The organism is Dietzia aurantiaca (assembly GCF_021033825.1).
In the GTDB taxonomy this organism is placed as follows: Bacteria; Actinomycetota; Actinomycetes; order Mycobacteriales; family Mycobacteriaceae; genus Dietzia; species Dietzia aurantiaca.
Genome location: NZ_JAIFXZ010000020.1, coordinates 1 through 17089, shown reverse-complemented (window position 1 = coordinate 17089; position 17089 = coordinate 1). Strand labels below are relative to the sequence as shown.

11 protein-coding genes, 1 tRNA gene and 2 pseudogenes are annotated in these 17089 nt (G+C 66.7%); 5 read left to right on the top strand and 9 right to left on the bottom strand.

What is annotated here, in order from left to right:
• Positions 1–57: 57 nt before the first annotated feature.
• On the bottom strand, positions 58–1140 hold the full coding sequence (gene coaE / locus K3888_RS16240) for a dephospho-CoA kinase (RefSeq protein WP_230931324.1): 1083 nt from the start codon (positions 1138–1140) through the stop codon (positions 58–60).
• Between the two features lie 63 nt (positions 1141–1203).
• On the opposite strand from coaE, the gene K3888_RS16235 reads away from it, so the two are divergent.
• Positions 1204–2766, top strand: coding sequence for a glycoside hydrolase family 183 protein (locus K3888_RS16235; protein WP_230931323.1), 1563 nt, complete (start codon positions 1204–1206; stop codon positions 2764–2766).
• Positions 2767–3226: 460 nt separating this feature from the next.
• Here K3888_RS16235 and rpsA read toward each other — a convergent pair whose 3' ends face one another.
• Positions 3227–4699, bottom strand: a complete 1473-nt coding sequence (gene rpsA, locus K3888_RS16230) for a 30S ribosomal protein S1 (RefSeq protein ID WP_230931322.1) — start codon at positions 4697–4699, stop codon at positions 3227–3229.
• 92 nt (positions 4700–4791) lie between these two features.
• Here rpsA and K3888_RS16225 point away from each other — a divergent pair, with 92 nt between their 5' ends.
• Entirely contained in the window at positions 4792–5595 is an 804-nt protein-coding gene (locus K3888_RS16225; RefSeq protein ID WP_230931321.1) for a class I SAM-dependent methyltransferase, read from the top strand.
• Positions 5596–5696: 101 nt separating this feature from the next.
• On the opposite strand, the gene K3888_RS16220 is transcribed toward K3888_RS16225, so the two are convergent.
• From K3888_RS16220 to polA, 4 genes are all read right to left on the bottom strand, one after another.
• A complete protein-coding gene (locus tag K3888_RS16220) occupies positions 5697–6458 on the bottom strand; it encodes an amino acid ABC transporter ATP-binding protein (RefSeq protein ID WP_308282011.1) in 762 nt (253 codons plus the stop codon).
• Entirely contained in the window at positions 6455–7453 is a 999-nt protein-coding gene (locus K3888_RS16215) for an amino acid ABC transporter permease (protein WP_230931320.1), read from the bottom strand. The genes K3888_RS16220 and K3888_RS16215 overlap by 4 nt, the downstream gene beginning before the upstream one ends.
• 7 nt (positions 7454–7460) lie before the next feature.
• Positions 7461–8360, bottom strand: coding sequence for an ABC transporter substrate-binding protein (locus tag K3888_RS16210; protein ID WP_230931319.1), 900 nt, complete (start codon positions 8358–8360; stop codon positions 7461–7463).
• Positions 8361–8499: 139 nt separating this feature from the next.
• Positions 8500–11280 (bottom strand): DNA polymerase I, encoded by a 2781-nt coding sequence (gene polA, locus K3888_RS16205; protein WP_372459587.1) that lies wholly within the window; start codon positions 11278–11280, stop codon positions 8500–8502.
• 79 nt (positions 11281–11359) lie between these two features.
• On the opposite strand from polA, the gene K3888_RS16200 reads away from it, so the two are divergent.
• From K3888_RS16200 to K3888_RS16190, 3 genes are all read left to right on the top strand, one after another.
• Positions 11360–11436 (top strand) — tRNA-Leu (locus tag K3888_RS16200).
• A gap of 149 nt (positions 11437–11585) precedes the next feature.
• Positions 11586–12347 (top strand): hypothetical protein, encoded by a 762-nt coding sequence (locus K3888_RS16195; RefSeq protein WP_230931318.1) that lies wholly within the window; start codon positions 11586–11588, stop codon positions 12345–12347.
• A 150-nt stretch (positions 12348–12497) separates the two neighbouring features.
• Positions 12498–13205, top strand: a complete 708-nt coding sequence (locus K3888_RS16190) for a hypothetical protein (RefSeq protein ID WP_230931317.1) — start codon at positions 12498–12500, stop codon at positions 13203–13205.
• Here K3888_RS16190 and K3888_RS17940 read toward each other — a convergent pair.
• The 3 genes and pseudogenes from K3888_RS17940 to K3888_RS16180 all read right to left on the bottom strand — a co-directional run.
• On the bottom strand, positions 13135–14709 hold the full coding sequence (locus K3888_RS17940; protein WP_504766135.1) for a tyrosine-type recombinase/integrase: 1575 nt from the start codon (positions 14707–14709) through the stop codon (positions 13135–13137). The genes K3888_RS16190 and K3888_RS17940 overlap by 71 nt on opposite strands.
• Before the next feature lie 243 nt (positions 14710–14952).
• A pseudogene (locus K3888_RS18030) lies at positions 14953–15420 on the bottom strand (recombinase family protein); the annotation flags it as partial.
• 1002 nt (positions 15421–16422) lie between these two features.
• Positions 16423–17089 (bottom strand): annotated as a pseudogene (locus tag K3888_RS16180) (hypothetical protein); the annotation flags it as partial.

Genomic DNA, 17089 nt, shown 5'->3' with positions numbered 1-17089 from the left:
CCGGGCCTTCAGATGCCCGGTCCTCGGTTACTCAGGACCGCGCGGCATCGTTTCCGGTCAGGACCGCGCAGACGCGCATCGCGCGCGCTCCCACTGCCGCGTCTCCTCGCGATCCGCACGTCGAAGGATGCCGGCGTACTCCTCGCGGGCCGCGGGATCATCGGCGATCACCTCCGACATGAGCAACGAGAACTCGTGTTCCGGATCGTCCTCCGCGATGACCGACACCTCGACGGGCCGCGCGGGATCGCACCAGTGGAACAGCGGGCGTTCGCTCGAACGGTCCCGCACCCAGCCCGCGGCGGTGAGCGCGCGCAGTGCCGCGTCCCGGCCCGCCTCGTCACGGACCGTCACCTGGATATCGATGATGTCCGGCGCATCGAGTCCGCCCACCGAGGTCGGACCGACGTGGTCGATCCGCACGGCGACCTCCCCCAGGACGTGGCCCAGCCGCGCCGACGCCCGCTCCGCCTCGCCCGCCCACTCGGGACGGAACGGCACGACCGCCCGATCCCCTATCACCGGAGTGCCGGTCCGAAGATTGTGCTCGAACGGCAGCAGCCGGGACTCGACGAGCGATCGCGTCAGGTCCGCGACGACCTGACGCTCCCCCGAGTTGTCGAGCAGGACGTCGGCGACCGCCCGCCGCTGCTCGTCCGTCGCCTGACGGGACATGCGGGCCCGTGCGTCGTCCTCGGGCATTCCGCGTTGCTCGACGAGTCGCCGCAGGCGGATATCGGCGGGCGTGTCCACCACGATCACCAGGTTGTATCCCGGGGTCATCCCGCCCTCGACGAGCAACGGCATGTCGTGCACGACGATCGCCTCCTCCGGCGCCGTGCCGAACAGTTCGGCGGTGCGCTGGCCGATCAACGGGTGCGTGATCGCGTTGAGCGCGGCGGTGCGCCCCGCGTCCACGAACGCCAGCCGCGCCAGGGCCGCCCGGTCCAGTGCCCCGTCCACGCCGAGGATCTGCTCGCCGAACTCGGCGACGAGCATGGCCAGGCCCGGCGTGCCCGGTTCCACCACCTCACGTGCGATCCGGTCCGCGTCGACGATCACCGCCCCGGCCTCAGCGAGCACCGCGGTCACCGTCGACTTACCGGCACCGATCCCTCCGGTCAGACCCACCATCAACATGCCTGGAGTGTAAGTGACCCATCAATGTGCACCCCAATAACCAACTCCCCTAAACTCCCCCTTATGCGTCGTCGTTCAGCGATCAACTCGCTACTCCTCACCGTGCCCGTGGCCGTCATGTCGGTATCCCTCGTGGCCCCGGTCACCGCCGCCGCCCAGTCCTCGGGCTCGCTCGGCTCCGCCGGAGCGCCCGGGTCGAGCGGCTCAGCCGGATCGACCGGGTCCCAGAGCGGGCCGTGCAACAATTTCCTCGGCAACTTCCCGCCCGGCTCGCTGGGCCTGAACCTCACCGCCGGTTCACTCGCCAACGCCGCGAATTCCGTGGCCGGTGTCGCGGCCTCCTCCGTGCGCGACTTCCCGCGGTGGATCACCAGTGACCAGGGCACGATCCCCGTCCTGAAGGGCGCCACGTCCGTACTCCAACTGGTCACCGGCCCCACCAGCCCCGCCAAGACCGATTCCGTGTACAACATCCACGGCACGGACCTCGGGATCATGTTCGAGCACGGCGACGAGACGATGGTGATGTTCGGGGACACCTTCGGCGACTGCACCCTGACGGACAACAGCTGGCGGTCCAACGTCATGCTCACGGCGCAGTCCGGCACACCCACGAACGGTCTGAAGATCACCGGGGCGCGGCCCACCGCCCCGAACGGTGACGCCGCGGCGTTGGTCCAGGGCGCCCATCAGGCGAACGGCGTCGGCGAGGTGACGGTGATCCCCACCGCCGCGATCAGTGTCGGCGGCACCATGTACATGCGCGTCATGTCCGTGCGGGACTGGAACGCCCCGGGTGGCTGGAACACCAACTACTCCGCGCTGGTGACGTCGGAGGACCACGGCGCCAACTGGACGGTACTCACCGACTCGATGCGCCGCGTCACCGACTTCACCGGGTGGAACCCGACAGTGGACTTCGATACGCCACCCACCGCTGAGAACCTGCCCGCAGTCGACCAGGACGGCTGGTACGGCATGCAGATGAGCGCCTTCCTCGAGGCCGACGGCCACCTGTACGAGTACATGACCCCGTCCGGCCGTCGCGGGCCGGCCACGCTCGCGCGTGTGGATCTCGACAAGATCGAGGACCCCACCGCATACGAGTGGTACGGGGGAGAAGGCGCCTGGGCCAACGAGCCGACCGGCTACGAGGTCCTTCCTCGACCGGTCGAGGAGCTTTCCGTGGCGTACAACGAGCATCTGGACAAGTACGTGGCCTTGACCTCGATGGCGAGCGGCGTCGTCTCGATGCGCGTCGCAAACGGACCGCAGGGCCCCTGGTCCGAGCCCCAGACTCTGGTCGACCGGCGCATGTTCCCCAACGCCTACGCGCCGATGATCCACCCGGAGTCGATCACCTCGGACGGGAGGTACCTCTACTACGCACTCTCCACGTGGGATGCCTACAACGTCTTCCTGCTGCGCACCGACCTCGACCAGTTCGACTTCACCGCACCCACCGCAGACACCAAGACCGACGTGCAGTCCCGCATCACCGTGGGCGAGGCGGTGAAGGCCGGCGCCATCAACGACGAGGGCGTGATCGACGAGCAGCGCCTGGAGGAGGCCGCCGAGACCGCACCGGCCGCACCCGAGCCGATCATGGAACCGGCGGGCCGCTGAACCGCCCTCGGTCGGTGAACCGCGGACCCACAGCCGTGCGCTCCTGAAAGGCGCGTACGACGAACACTCACCGGCGTCGGAGCTATATGCCTCCGGCGCCGGTGAGTTCATTTCGAGCAACCACCCGGGAACGCCGCTGCGCCCTCACCGGCTCCTCCCGCCTCAGTCACCCCTCGGGCAGAGCGCGGAGGACGGGCCCGGGGCTGTGGGCATCCTCGGCGCCCGATGACCTCGTCGTCGTCGTCGTATACCTCACCGCGGCCGCGTGCCAGGCGCGACGAGGCTCCAGCCCCGTTCGCGCCCGCGCGACGCGTCACACGCGCGCTCCGGCTCTGCCACGCTCACCAAACCCGCGGGCGGTCGGCAAATTGGCGACGGCCCCGGCCGCTCCCCTGTTTCGGGAGCGGGCCGGGGCCGTGCTGAGTGCTACGAGACGGCTAGCGCCTCAGGGCAACGAGGATCACTCGCCGCCGGCCAGCTTCGCGCGCAGGGCGGCGAGCTGCTCGTCCGACGCCAGCGAACCGCTGGTCGACTCGGCCTGGCTGGCCTCGGCGGCCGGACGCGAGGCCGGAGCGGACTCCGACGAGTAGTTGGTCGGCGCGGCCTCGGCGGCCTCCGCGGCGGCGGCGCGTCCCTTCTCGATCTGGGCGGTGTGCATCTTGTGACGACGCTCGGCCTCGGCGTAGCGGGCCTCCCACTCCTCACGCTGCTTCTCGAAGCCCTCGAGCCACTCGTTGGTCTCGGGATCGAAGCCCTCGGGGAAGATGTAGTTGCCGGCCTCGTCGTAGCTGTCGGCCATGCCGTACTTCGACGGGTCGAACTCCTCGGTGTAGTCCTCGTCCGCCTGCTTCAGCGAGAGCGAGATACGACGACGATCGAGGTCGATGTCGATGACCTTCACCATGGCGTCGTCGCCCACGGACACAACCTGGTCCGGGACCTCCACGTGGCGCTCGGCCAGCTCGGAGATGTGCACCAGGCCCTCGATGCCCTCCTCGACGCGCACGAACGCGCCGAAGGGAACGAGCTTGGTGACCTTGCCCGGGACGATCTGGCCGATCGCGTGGGTCCGGGCGAAGTGCCGCCACGGATCCTCCTGCGTCGCCTTGAGCGACAGGGAGACGCGCTCGCGGTCCAGGTCGACGTCGAGAACCTCGACGGTGACCTCCTGACCGACCTCGACGACCTCGGACGGGTGATCGATGTGCTTCCAGGACAGCTCGGAGACGTGGACGAGGCCGTCGACGCCGCCGAGGTCCACGAACGCACCGAAGTTGACGATCGAGGACACGACGCCCTTGCGGACCTGGCCCTTCTGCAGCTGGTGCAGGAACTCGGAGCGGACCTCGGACTGGGTCTGCTCGAGCCATGCACGGCGCGAGAGCACGACGTTGTTGCGGTTCTTGTCCAGCTCGATGATCTTCGCCTCGAGCTCCTTGCCCACGTAGGGCAGGAGGTCGCGGACGCGGCGCATCTCCACCAGCGAGGCGGGGAGGAAGCCACGGAGGCCGATATCGAGGATGAGGCCGCCCTTGACGACCTCGATGACGGTGCCCTTGACGGCCTCGTCCTTCTCCTTGAGCTCCTCGATGGTGCCCCAGGCACGCTCGTACTGGGCGCGCTTCTTGGACAGGATCAGACGTCCGTCCTTGTCCTCCTTGGTGAGGACCAGAGCCTCGACCTCATCGCCCACCTCGACGACCTCACCGGGGTCGACATCGTGCTTGATGGACAGCTCACGCGAGGGGATGACGCCCTCGGTCTTGTAGCCGATGTCGAGCAGAACCTCGTCGCGGTCAACCTTGACGATCGTGCCCTCGACGATGTCACCATCGTTGAAGTACTTGATCGTGGCGTCGATGGCGGCGAGGAAGTCCTCGGCGGAGCCGATGTCGTTGACGGCTACCTGCGGGGACGTGGTGTTGGTGGTCATATGGTGGGGTGCTCCGAGGTGGATAGGAATCGTAGGTGGGCGGGAAAAACGCGAGCGTGTACGCACGCGACCGTCAACTGTACGCTTCCAGCGTGACGTCCACAAACCCCCCTGGACATGGAGAGTCTGTCCGCGCCTCCCGCACGTGGTGGGATTCCGAGGCCACTGAATATCACGCCACCCACGGGGACTTTCTCGGCGCCCACTCCCCCGACGGCGAGTTCGTCTGGTGCCCGGAAGGCCTGCACGAGGGCGACTGGCGGTTGCTGGGCGAGGTCGAGGACCGCGATGTCCTCGAGATCGGTAGCGGTTCGGCGCCCTGCGCTCGCTGGATCGCCGGCCGCGGCGCCCGGGCCGTGGCGGTCGACCTCTCCGCGGGCATGCTCCGCGTGGGCGCGGAGGCCGCGAGCAGGTCCACCGGCCCGGCCGCATCGGTTCCTCTGATCCAGGCCGACGCCGGGCGGCTGCCCTTCGCCGACGACAGCTTCGATGTGGCGTTCTCCGCCTTCGGCGCGATCCCGTTCGTCGCGGATTCTGCCCGCGTGATGGCCGAGGCCGCCAGGGTGCTCCGTCCGGGAGGGCGCTTCGTGTTCTCCGTCAACCATCCGATGCGGTGGATCTTCCGCGACGACCCGGGCGTCGACGGGCTCGTCGCCGTCTTCCCGTACTTCGACAGGTCGCCCTACACGGAGTACGACGACGGTGAGCTCACCTACGTCGAACACCATCGGACCGTGGGCGATCGGATCCGGGAGCTGGTCGCGGCCGGCTTCGACGTCCGGGATCTCATCGAGCCTGAGTGGCCCGAGTGGCTGGACCGGGAGTGGGGCCAGTGGAGCCCTCTGCGCGGGGGGATCTTCCCCGGCACCGCGATCTTCGTGGCCACGCTTCCCTGACATCGCGAGGCCGCCCGTTCGGTGACCACCCGCCGTCCTGATACACACGTCCCCTCGCGGGCGAGAGCACTCGAGGGGACGCGATCAGGCGGCATCGGCGGTCACAGGATCTTCGACAGGAAGTCCTTCGTCCGCTGCTGGGTGGGCGCTCCGAGCACGTCCGCGGGCTTGCCGGACTCGACCACGACCCCGTTGTCCATGAACGCGACGGTGTCGGCGACCTCTCTGGCGAAGCCCATCTCGTGGGTCACCACGACCATGGTCATCCCGGCCTCGGCGAGATCCCGCATCACGGCGAGCACCTCGCCGACCAACTCCGGGTCGAGTGCCGAGGTGGGCTCGTCGAACAGCATGAGCTTCGGCTCCATCGCCAGCGCTCGTGCGATGGCCACCCGCTGCTGTTGTCCGCCCGAGAGCTGAGCGGGGAAGGCGTCGGCCTTGGCCGCGAGGCCGACCGTCTCCAGAAGTCTCCGGGCCCGCTCGGTGGCCGTCGGGCGGGATTCGCCCTTCACCAGCATCGGCGCCTCGATGATGTTCTCGAGTGCGGTGCGATGCGGGAAGAGGTTGAAGTGCTGGAACACCATCCCGATCTCGCGGCGCTGCCGGGCGGCCTCCTTGGGTGAGATCTCGTAGAGCTTGTCGCCCTTCTGCCGGTATCCCACCAGCGAGCCGTCGACGTGCAGGCGTCCCGCATCGACCTTCTCCAGGTGGTTGATGCACCGCAGGAACGTCGACTTGCCCGAGCCGGACGGACCGACGAGGCACAGCACCTCGCCGGCGCCCACCTCGAGGTCGATGCCCTTGAGAACCTCCAGCGACCCGAAGTTCTTCACTACCTGGTCGGCCTTGACCATCGGCGTCATCGGTTCCCCCCGGGCTGATCGGTGACGGTCGGACCCGCGGCCCCGCTGGCGGCCAGTGACGACGGGGTCAGCCCCTCGGCATCGGCCAACGCCCGCAACTGCTTGCCGGTCAGCTTCCGGGTCGCACCGCGGGAGAACCGCTTCTCGAGGTAGTGCTGGCCCACCATGAGGACGCTGGTGATCACCAGGTACCAGGTGGCCGCCACGAGCAGCAACGGGATGGGCTGAAAGTTGACCCCGGAGATGTCGCGGGCCTGCCCGTACAACTCCCCGGAGAACGGGATCGCCACCACGAGCGAGGTCGTCTTGAGCATCGAGATGAACTCGTTGCCTGTCGGCGGGATGATCACCCGCATCGCCTGCGGGAGGATCGTCCGACGCATCGTCTGACCCCAGGACATACCCAGCGCCGTGGACGCCTCGGCCTGCCCTTCCGGAACCGACGAGATGCCGGCGCGGACGATCTCCGCCATGTAGGCGGCCTCATTCATCGCCAGACCGATCACGGCGAGCCAGAAGGCCGAGTAGAGGACCATCGTGTCGTCGAACCGGATGAACTGGATGTCGGTGAACGGGATCCCGAACTGGACCTGCCGGTAGATAGTGAAGACCAGACCCCAGAACAGCAGCTGGACGTAGACCGGTGTCCCACGGAAGATCCACAGGTAGACCCAGGCGACCGACTTGAGCACCGGATTGCTGCTCATCCGCATCACCGACAGGACGATGCCGAGGACCACCGCGAGGATCATCGACAGCAGCGTCAGCGCGATGGTGTAGAACGCCGCGGTACCGAACCGGGTGTCGAACAGGTACCGACCGTAGGTGTCCCACCCGTAGGCGGGGTTGGTGGCGGCGCCCCAGATGAACAGGAACGCCAGGGCCAGGACGACGACCGCGGAGACCCATCGCCAGGGATGCCGCAGCGGCACCGCCTTGATCGGTGTGGGCGCCGACCCCGAGTGTGTTCCGGTGCCCGTTTCCGTGCTGCTCACGGAGCGGTCACTCCCGGATCTCGGACTGGGAGATCAGCCCGTTCTCGACGCCCCAGTTGGCGGCGATGGTCTCGAAGTCACCGGATTCGATGAGCTCGTTCGCGGCCGCCTGCAGGGCCACGGCCAGCTCGTTGCCCTTACGCACGGGCCAGCCGTACGGCGCCGAGTCGAACACCTCGCCGACGAGCTGCATCTTTCCGCCGGACTGCTTGACCGCGTACGCCGAGATCGGCGAGTCCGCCGACATGGCGTCGACCTTGCCCAGCGCGACGGCGGTGGAGGCCTCGTCCTGGGTGTCGAACTGGACCTTCGTGATCGCGGGCTTGCCCGCGGCGACACAGGCTTCGCTGCGTGCGGGCACGTCCTCCTGGTCGGAGACGGTAGTGCGCTGGACGGCGACCCGCAGCCCGCACGCGTCATCCGGATTCACGTCGGTGCCCGCGGCGGCGGCCCACTGGATCCCGGCCTCGAAGTAGGTCACGAAGTCGACGGTCTCGAGCCGCTCGGCGTTGACCGTGAACGAGGAGGCGCCCATGTCCATGGTGCCGCCCTCGATGGCGGGGATGATCTTCTCGAAATCCGACTCGCGGAAATCCGCTTCCAGGCCCATGACCGCGGCGACGGCATCCATCACGTCGATGTCGAAGCCGACGATCTCGCCGTTCTCGTCCTTGAACTCGTTGGGCGCGTACGGGGTGTTGGTGCCGATCACGATGACCCCCCGCTCGCGCAGGTCCGCCGGGACGAGCGCGGCGATCTCGTCGTTCACCTCCACGGCCACCTCCTCACGTGGCTCACCGGAGTCTTCCGGCCCCTCGGTGTTGGTGGTGCAACCGGTGAGCACGAGGGCCGCGGTGGCGGACATGGCCAGCGCGGCACGCATCCCGCGCCGTGAAGTGAAGGTCATGACAGGCCTTTCAGGCGTTGTTTAGCCGAATCTGCAATGAACCTAGGGCATCCGGGGATCGGCACAAAATGAATCGGCCGTATCGGATCGGGGTCGGTACGGGATCTGAACGTGGACGGATCGGGAACCCGTCCGGGGTTCAGTGCGCGGCCTCGTCCCAGTCGGGCCCTGTGCCGGTGGACACGTCGAGCGGCACGTCCAGCTCGATGGCCGAGTACATGCGATCCACCACCAGGTCTCGCACCTCGTCGAGCTCACCCTCGGCGACCTCCACCACGAGCTCGTCGTGTACCTGCAGCAGGAGCCGGCTCTTCAGCCCGCGCTCGGTCAGATCGGCATCGACCCGGAGCATGGCGGCCTTGATGATGTCGGCGGCGGTGCCCTGGATCGGTGCATTGAGTGCGGCCCGCTCGGCGTTCTCCCGCTTGAGCCGGTTGTCCGAGTTGAGCTCGGGCAGGTACCGGCGGCGACCGAACAGGGTCTCGGTGTAGCCGTCCCGCCGCGCCTGCTCGACAACGGCCTTCAGGTAGTCGCGGACCCCGCCGAACCGTGCGAAGTAGGCGTCCATCTGCTCCCGCGCGTCCCCCTGGCTGATCCCGAGCTGCGCGGCCAGACCGAACGCGCTGAGGCCGTAGGCCAGTCCGTAGCTCATGGCCTTGACCCGGCGCCGGAGCTCCGGCGTCACCTCGTCGATCGGAACGCCGAACGCGCGGGATCCGACGAACGAGTGGAGGTCCTCGCCGGTCCGGAACGCCTCGATCAACCCCTCGTCACCGGACAGGTGTGCCATCACGCGCATCTCGATCTGGCTGTAATCCGCGGTGAGCAGGCAGTCGTATCCCTTTCCCACGACGAACGACTGTCGGATGCGGCGCCCGTCCTCGGTACGGACGGGGATGTTCTGCAGGTTGGGGTCCGTCGAGGACAGCCGCCCGGTGGCGGCGACGGTCTGGTTGAAGGTGGTGTGGATGCGCCGGTCGTCGCCGATGGTCTTGATGAGCCCCTCGACGGTGGTGCGCATCTTGGTGGTCTCGCGGTAGAGCAGCAGCGCCTCGAGGAACGCCCGGCCGGGGGTCTCGCCGGTCTCCTTCGCCAGCAGCTCCTCAAGCGCCTTGGCGTCGGTGGTGTAGCCGGTCTTGGTCTTCTTGGTCTTGGGCATGCCGAGTGTCTCGAACAGCACGACCTGCAGCTGCTTGGGCGAGCCGAGGTTGATCTGCTCACCGCCGATGGCCGCGTACGCCGCCTCCTGCGCCTGCCGGCCACGGTCGGCGAACCCGTCGCGGAGCTCGTCCAGCGCGGCACCGTCCACCGCGATCCCGAGCGACTCCATCCGCGCCAGCACCGGTACCAGCGGAAGTTCCATCTCGGCGAGCAGCCGGGCGCCGTGCACCTGCTCGAGCTCCACATCGAGACGGTCCGCCAGATCGATTACTGCGCGGGCGCGGGTCGCCGCCGCGTCGGCGTTCTTCTGCTCGACCTCGGCGTCGTCCTCCTCGTCGAGCAGCGACAGTTGCTTCTCCCCCGCCTCGACCTCAGGCAGCTCCCGCTGAAGGTGGCGCTGGTACAACTCGGCCAGCCCGTAGCTGCGCTGGCCGGGGCGCACCAGGTAGGCGGCGAGTGCCACGTCCATCGTGACCCCGCCCAGGGCGAGGCCGCGCCCGGCGAGAGCGTGGGTGGCGGCCTTGGCGTCGTGGAGGGCCTTGGCCACCGCCTCGTCCGAGAGCCACGCCTGTAGAGCCTGCTCGTCGGCGGGGCCGATCGCCGCGAGGTCGAGGTGGCCGGAGGCGCCGCCCGCGGCGGCGATGGTGATGGTCTGCGCGTCGCCCGCGCCGGGCTTGGACGGTCCGACGACGACGACACCATGCCGCTGCCCGGCCGGCGCGTGCGCGGCCAGCCAGTCGGAGACCTCACCGGCGTGCAGGACCGAGGCCTGCTCGAGTGCGACCTCGGCGACCGGCTCGGGTGCCCCCTCCGGCAGGAACGCCTTGAGGAAGCGGTCGCGGGCCTGCGGCCCGAACTCCAGGCGGTCGAACAGCGCGTTGACGTCTGCCCGCTCCGGGGCGTGGCGGACCAGATCCGGAAGCCCGACACCGAGGTCCAGGTCGCGGGTCAGTTCGGTGATGCGGCGATTGAGCTGCACCTGCGGCAAGTGCTCGCGGAAGCTCTCGCCGACCTTGCCCTTGACCTCGTCGGCGTGGGCGATGAGCTCGGACAGTGATCCGTACTGGGTGATCCACTTGGCCGCCGTCTTGTCCCCGACCTTGGGCACGCCGGGCAGGTTGTCGGAGGTGTCGCCACGCAGCGCGGCGACGTCCGGGTACTGGCCGGGGGTCACGCCGTACTTCGCCTCGACGGCCTCCGGTGTGTACCGGGCGAGCTCCGAGACCCCCTTTACCGGATACAGGACCGTCACCGCGTCCGTGACGAGCTGGAGAGCGTCCCGGTCGCCGGTGCAGATGAACGTGCTCGAGCCCGGGGCCGCCGCGACGGTCTGGGTGGCGAGGGTGGCGATGATGTCGTCCGCCTCGTGGCCCTCGAGCGTCAGGGTCCGCACCCCGAGCGCGACGAGCGCCTCCTGGATGAGCTCGACCTGTCCCTTGAACTCCTCGGGGGCAGCGGACCGGGTCGACTTGTACTCCGGGTACTCGGCCGTGCGGTGCAGCGTCGCACGGGAGACGTCGAACGCCACCGCGAGGTGCGTCGGCTCCTCCTCCGTCACGAGATTCGCCACCATGGACAAGAAGCCGTAGACGGCGTTGGTGTGCTGCCCCGATGCGGTGGAGAAATTCTCCGCCGGCAGCGCGTAGAACGCCCGGAACGCCAGTGAGTGCCCGTCCAGGAGGAGCAGACGCGCGGGCCCGTCCTCGACGACGGCGGTGGACGGGGTACTGGCTTCGACGGTCTGACTCGTGGTGCTCACACCGCCACTCTAGGGCGGGCGTCGGACAGACGCTCGACGGTCGTCGGTTAGACTTTCCGACCAGCGGCTCGCCGCGCCCGCCCCCGTAGCCCAATTGGCAGAGGCAACGGATTCAAAACCCGTCCAGTGTCGGTTCGAGTCCGACCGGGGGCACCACAACTCACACCGTCCTACCTGCGCGGACGCTCCGACCCCGCGGAGTGTGCTGGGCAGGGCCACGAGAAACCCCGTGAAAACCCCGTGACTGGGGCGTGCCGCCCGGTGGGACGAGCATCGTTGTCAGAGCCTCGTGGGATGATGGCCGAATGAGTGGACTCGAATTCACGGCCTCGGTAATCGCCTCAGTCACATGGCCGGTGATAATTATTGTCACAATCATCATATTCCGTACGAAGATATCTGCAGCCCTTGAGAAGTTAGTTGATCGAGTCAACGACCTCAGCACCCTAAAAGCTGGGAGTTTCGAGGCTGCGTTTAACGAGATCAAACGCGACGAAATCATTGCCACTGTAGAGAACGCGTCAATTAACGACTCAGATGAAAGTGACTGCAAGCTATCGCCTTCACCAACACAGGAATCCGAGGCGAAAGACAGCCAAAAGCAACCCACAAAAGGATTCGACTCCCCATTCCATAGGGATCACGACACAGACGCCAAGGTAGAGTTCAAAAATCTTGCACTCGATCTAGCTAGTGACCAACGCCTAGCGATCATGGGAGCCCTGGAAGCATCGCCGGTTTCGCCAGTCGGTTCGATTATTACCACCTGGCTAGAGGTAGAAAGGGCAATCAATGACCTCGGACACGCCCTTAAATTACCAAAGGGATCCACACACAACCCGAATTACTCCGTTCGGGAAGTGGCTTTTTCTGGAGCACTCTCAGAAAAGGACCTCAACAGACTCCAAAACATGCAAACTCTTCGCAACATCGCCGTCCACAAAAAGACCGATCATATTAGTAGCTCTATGGCGGACGAATACAGCTTGCAAGCAGCCCTTTTGTTGACCAACATCAATCGCCTGATACGCAAAGCCAAAGGCGAAGCTCTAGGCAACCTTCATTGATTTGATCCCGACAGCCCTGGAGTCCGGGAGCGAGGTCCCCGACCTCGCTCCGCATAGTGCACCAGGCTGACCGCGTCACGCGATGTGGCGCGAAGCACCGAGTTAAAGCGCTGGCGCTGGACTGTCGTAGCCGCATGGGACGATCTAGACATGGCGATCAAAGACTGGCTCCCACTCTTCGCGGCAATCATTACCGGCGCGGTGGCCCTAATCGGCGTCTGGTGGTCGATTCACTCTGCCCGAAATAGAGAATTAAGAAATTGGCGAAGAGAACAATTACTTAAATCCACAGTCAAGTTACTAAGTCGAAGCGTCGAAGAGCAGATGCAGATGACCCTTTGGCTCACTGAAGCCGTTCACACTGTGGAAACCGCAAAAGCTGCTGGATCGATCCCAGACATCATCAAACCACCCGACGAAGTCATTGGACACTTGACCTCCACGATCGGCGCAGTGGAAGAGTTACGCCTACACGCGAGTCAAGAAGTAGTGGACCATTCTATTTCCTTTAAGAGCACCTCAGCGGAGCGCTTCAAGGCTGTGGCCTACTACCTACAAGAAATGGCTGAGTTCCACTCTCGCTCAACACAAACTGACGAAGACGGTAACTTGGTCCATATAACAAAGGATGAATACGCCACCGGCATGACACAAATCGAATCTCGACTTGGGGACATCATGGAGCTTGAAAAAGAGGCGAGGGACAAGTCGACCGAAATGTACAAGGTAGCGCGAACCGAAATTCTCAAACAGAACCGCGGATGGAAACTGCGCCCTTCAGCCAGTTCTAACCGAACAGAGGCACAACCTGAGCCAGCGTCTCCTCCTGCGGAGCTGTCGCCTGAGCCACAGGCATAGCGACCGCCGTGGGGTCCGGGAGCGCGTTCCCCACGCCGCCCTCAGCCTCCGGAATCCAGTCACCGTAGGTGTCGAGGGTGAGAGTGAAGGTGGCGTGCCCGAGCCAGCGGGAGACCTGGAGGTAGTGGACCCCGGCCATCAGCTGCATCGTTGCGAACGTGTGGCGGAGGTCGTGGAGCCGGACTCCCCGTGTGGCTGGGCGTGCGGGCTGTGCCGGGGTGCCCGTGGCGGGGTCCGCCGGAGTGGCGGGGCGAGCCGGACGACTCACCGGCAACCCCACTTCCGCCAACGCTGGCTGGAGCACGGTCTCGTAGAACGTCCCGCCCGACACAGGCACCTCGTACGTCAGCGGCACCACGGCGAGCTGGCCCGGAATCCGGTTCCCGCCGACAACCCGCGACGGCCACAGCGAGGCCTCGGGGCGGTGGTCCGGGTTGGGCGAGCCGTCCGGGAGCGTCGGCCCGTAGGGGTGTTCAGCGAGGAACCCCGCCATCCTCTCCGCGAGCCACGGCGGTAGCGGCACCGAACGCCGGGACCGCTTCGACTTCGGGGTACTCGTGCGCCACTCCCCGCCCTTCCGCGCCTTGGTGCGGCGGACGTGGACGGTGCCGGTGTAGGTGGGCGTTCCCGCGTGGGTGGGGCGCGTCGCCAGCTCCAAGTCCCTCACCTCCAGCCCGCTCAACTCCGCCGACCGCAGGCCCGTATACGCGAGGAACAACGTCATCAGCTCGTACACCGGGTACCGCTCCCCGACGACCGCCGCGACGGAGGCGACCTGTGCGGCGGTGAGGGGGTGGTGCTCGAAGGCTGCGCGGTCCCCGACGCCGGACCCGTCGAACTCGACCCGATCAGCCGGGTTAGACGGGATCGCATCGTGGCGCATCGCGTACTTCAACACCCGGTTCAGCTGCGCCCACGCGTGCTTCACCGTCTTCGGGCTGAGCTCCCGCCCCACGAGGTCCCGTAGTAGCGACTCGCACATGCGCGGGGTGACCTGCGCGACTGGGGTTGCCCCGAGCGTGGACCGTCGGGACGTGGCCCGCGAGGTCTCCGAGCGTGTCCCGCTGCGCGACTGGCTACCGGTTCCCCCGGTCCCGCGTGGTGCTGGTGCGCTGAGCACGTAAGTCGAGAGCAGCCGCCGGTAATCCGCGAGGGTGTCGGCTTTGAGCTTGCCGGCGGCGACCCGTACCTCCATCGAGTCCAGCCAGTCCTCCGCGTATTCCCCCAGCGTCCGATCCCCCAACCTCCGCACCTCAGACGCCGACGTGCCCGTGGGCCGGTTCCGCGCTGCGTTCAGCTCGTCCACCCGCTCCTGCGCTCCCTCGCGGGTGCGGTAGGTCTCCTGGTGGTCCTTGGTCTTGTGGCGACCTTCGGGGCGCGTGGGGTTGATCGGGATCGGGCGACCGAACTTGTCGCGCAGCGTCTCAGTCCACACGACCGTGTAGCTGTAGCTGGGTCGGCCCTTGGTCGAAGTCGAGAGAGTGTTCCGCCGGATGTGCGCCATCTCAGGCCACCGCCTCTCGCTCGACCTGGGTCCGCACTCTGCGGCGTGCTCGGTGGCGGATCGGTACGCCCGCCGCACCGTTGATTCGTTCCACGTCCTCAGCCCCGTCGGCGAGACCACGCCATCCGCGCTCAACCCGGCAGCGATCATCGGGAACGAGTTGCCTGCCTCGCGCTCCGAGACGATGCGGTTGAGGATCGCGGCGGGGATGCTCGACGGTCGGCCCAACCGCTTCCCTGAGGCTTTGCGAGCAGCGAGAGCGTCCCGCGTCCGCGCCGAGATCAGCTCACGCTCAAACTGAGCGAACGTCGCGAGCATCGACGCCATCGCTCGACCCGGCGGGGTGGAGAGGTCGATCCCCATATCCATCAGCACGAGGTTCCAGCCCTGGTCCTGAGCAAGGTCCATGATCTCGGCGGCGTGGCGAGACGAGCGAGCGAGCCGGTCCATCTTCGACACCAACAGCCCGTCCGCCCGACCGGCGGCCAGGAGGTCGAGAGCCTTCCGTAAGCCGGGGTTGATCAGCTTCCCGGACGCTCCCCTGTCCGCCAGCACCTCAATGTCCCACCCGCGCCGGTTGGCTTCGGTGAATAACGCTGCGCTCTGCGCTTCCAGCCCAAGGCCAGAGTCGGCCTGCTCGGCGGTCGAGACCCGGACGTACCCGAGGTACAGCGGTCGCACCACCGCCGAAGTGGTGGTGGGTTCCGTCATTACGTCCTCAGGCTTGGTGAGGGCGGTCCCCTGTCGAGCCGGGGCATCGCCCTCGGAGTGCTGAGGCGTGGTCTTCGGTGGGCGACTCATTGTCGCTCCTCTCGTGCTCGGGACAGACTTGTCCAATTTCTGAAGTTGCTTGCTTTTCTCGTGCCCTGGGGCGGGTTGCTCGTGGGCGAGCTGGAACCGTCAGCTCGGCGGATACGGTCGTCTACGCCTTACGCCGAACTCTACGCCTGTCAAGGAACCGAAGTCGACAGCGTGAACTCGGTTGGACACTAGCTTGAACTGCACAAACGCCGACCTCACTACCGCCGACCTCTTCCGCTCGCGCCGCACAGTTCCGAGGTGCTGAACGGCCATCGCCATTCTCCGGCGTTGAGGGATCGCTACCCCTCCGAGGCTCCGCGTTCGGCCTTTCGTCGCGCCCTCAACAGGATTAGACGGTGACAATCGGCCCCCGGAGCCGCCGAGACGAGGAGGGGTCGGGGTTCCGGACCGCGAGACCGCCCTGAACCGCCGGGGGCTGCTCGACGTGAGCACAGCCCCATCCCCACCGCTTCTCCGAGGACTCCGAGTCCGCCGACCAGATCGCCATGCTTCACACCCGGCCAGCCGGTCCGCAAAGCAACTCCGCCATGCCTCGCGCCGAACCAGGCCCCCTCAGACCACTGAGTATTACTATGACTTCCTAGTAAGTTCGTTGCGGGCGGACTCCACGACCTCACCGCGCCAGGAAACCTCCCGAGTACTTGTCCACTCGCCCACCACAGACGCATTCTGATTTCTTTCTTTTTTTCTTCCCGTCGTTCCTCGTTCCGGCCGTCCCCCCTACGGGGGAGACGGTCCGGGTAACGGGGGCGTAGGACGAGGACCGTTACCCGCGTCCGACGCCTCCTACCTGCGAAAACATTCTCCGGGGCGGCTTCGTCCGACGCTCGTCCGACGGTTCGTCCGACGCTCGACCGTCGGACGCGCGTCCGACGCCTTCTACCTCGGCTTTTACCGTTTTTCACCGCTCTCCCCCTCCTCCGCGTCCGACGCCCGTCCGACGCTTTCGGCGGACTCGTCCGACGCCCCGGCGGAGGGTTTCGCGGCCTGCTTCTGCGCCGTGCGCGGCTTCTTCTTGGGCTCATCAGGCTTGCGATTCGGTTCACCATCAGTTGCGGTCACCTTGAACTTGACCGTGGAGAGGACCCAGCGAGTCTCGGTCCCACCGCCCTTTCCGCCTGAGGTTCCGCCGACCTTAGTAACCCCGCCCTGAGCGACCAGCCCCATCAAGTCACGCTCGGCGCGCTTGCGGGTTGCGTCCGTGGCGGTGCCGAACATCGCCTCAGCCGCCGACTTCTTCGTGACCCCCTCAGCCGCCATACCGCGCAGGTGCGCCATCAACGCTTTTCGCGGGTCCACCGGGTCGGTCGTGCCGGTCGCGTGGTCGTGGCGCATCACCAGCGGCCCCACAGCCTCGGCGGGCTGCTTGGCGTGATGAATCTCAGCGCCGGTCGTTCCTGGGTCGCCCTCTAGCATCAAGACCGATCCTGCCCCAGCCGTGAGCCAAGCAGACCCGTACACATCAGAGATCTTGGTCAGCTTGAACCGCCCCAGGTTTCCCGCCGCCTCCTTTTGAGTCGAGGAGGATGGCTGTATGCCGAAGAAGATCGATCCCGCG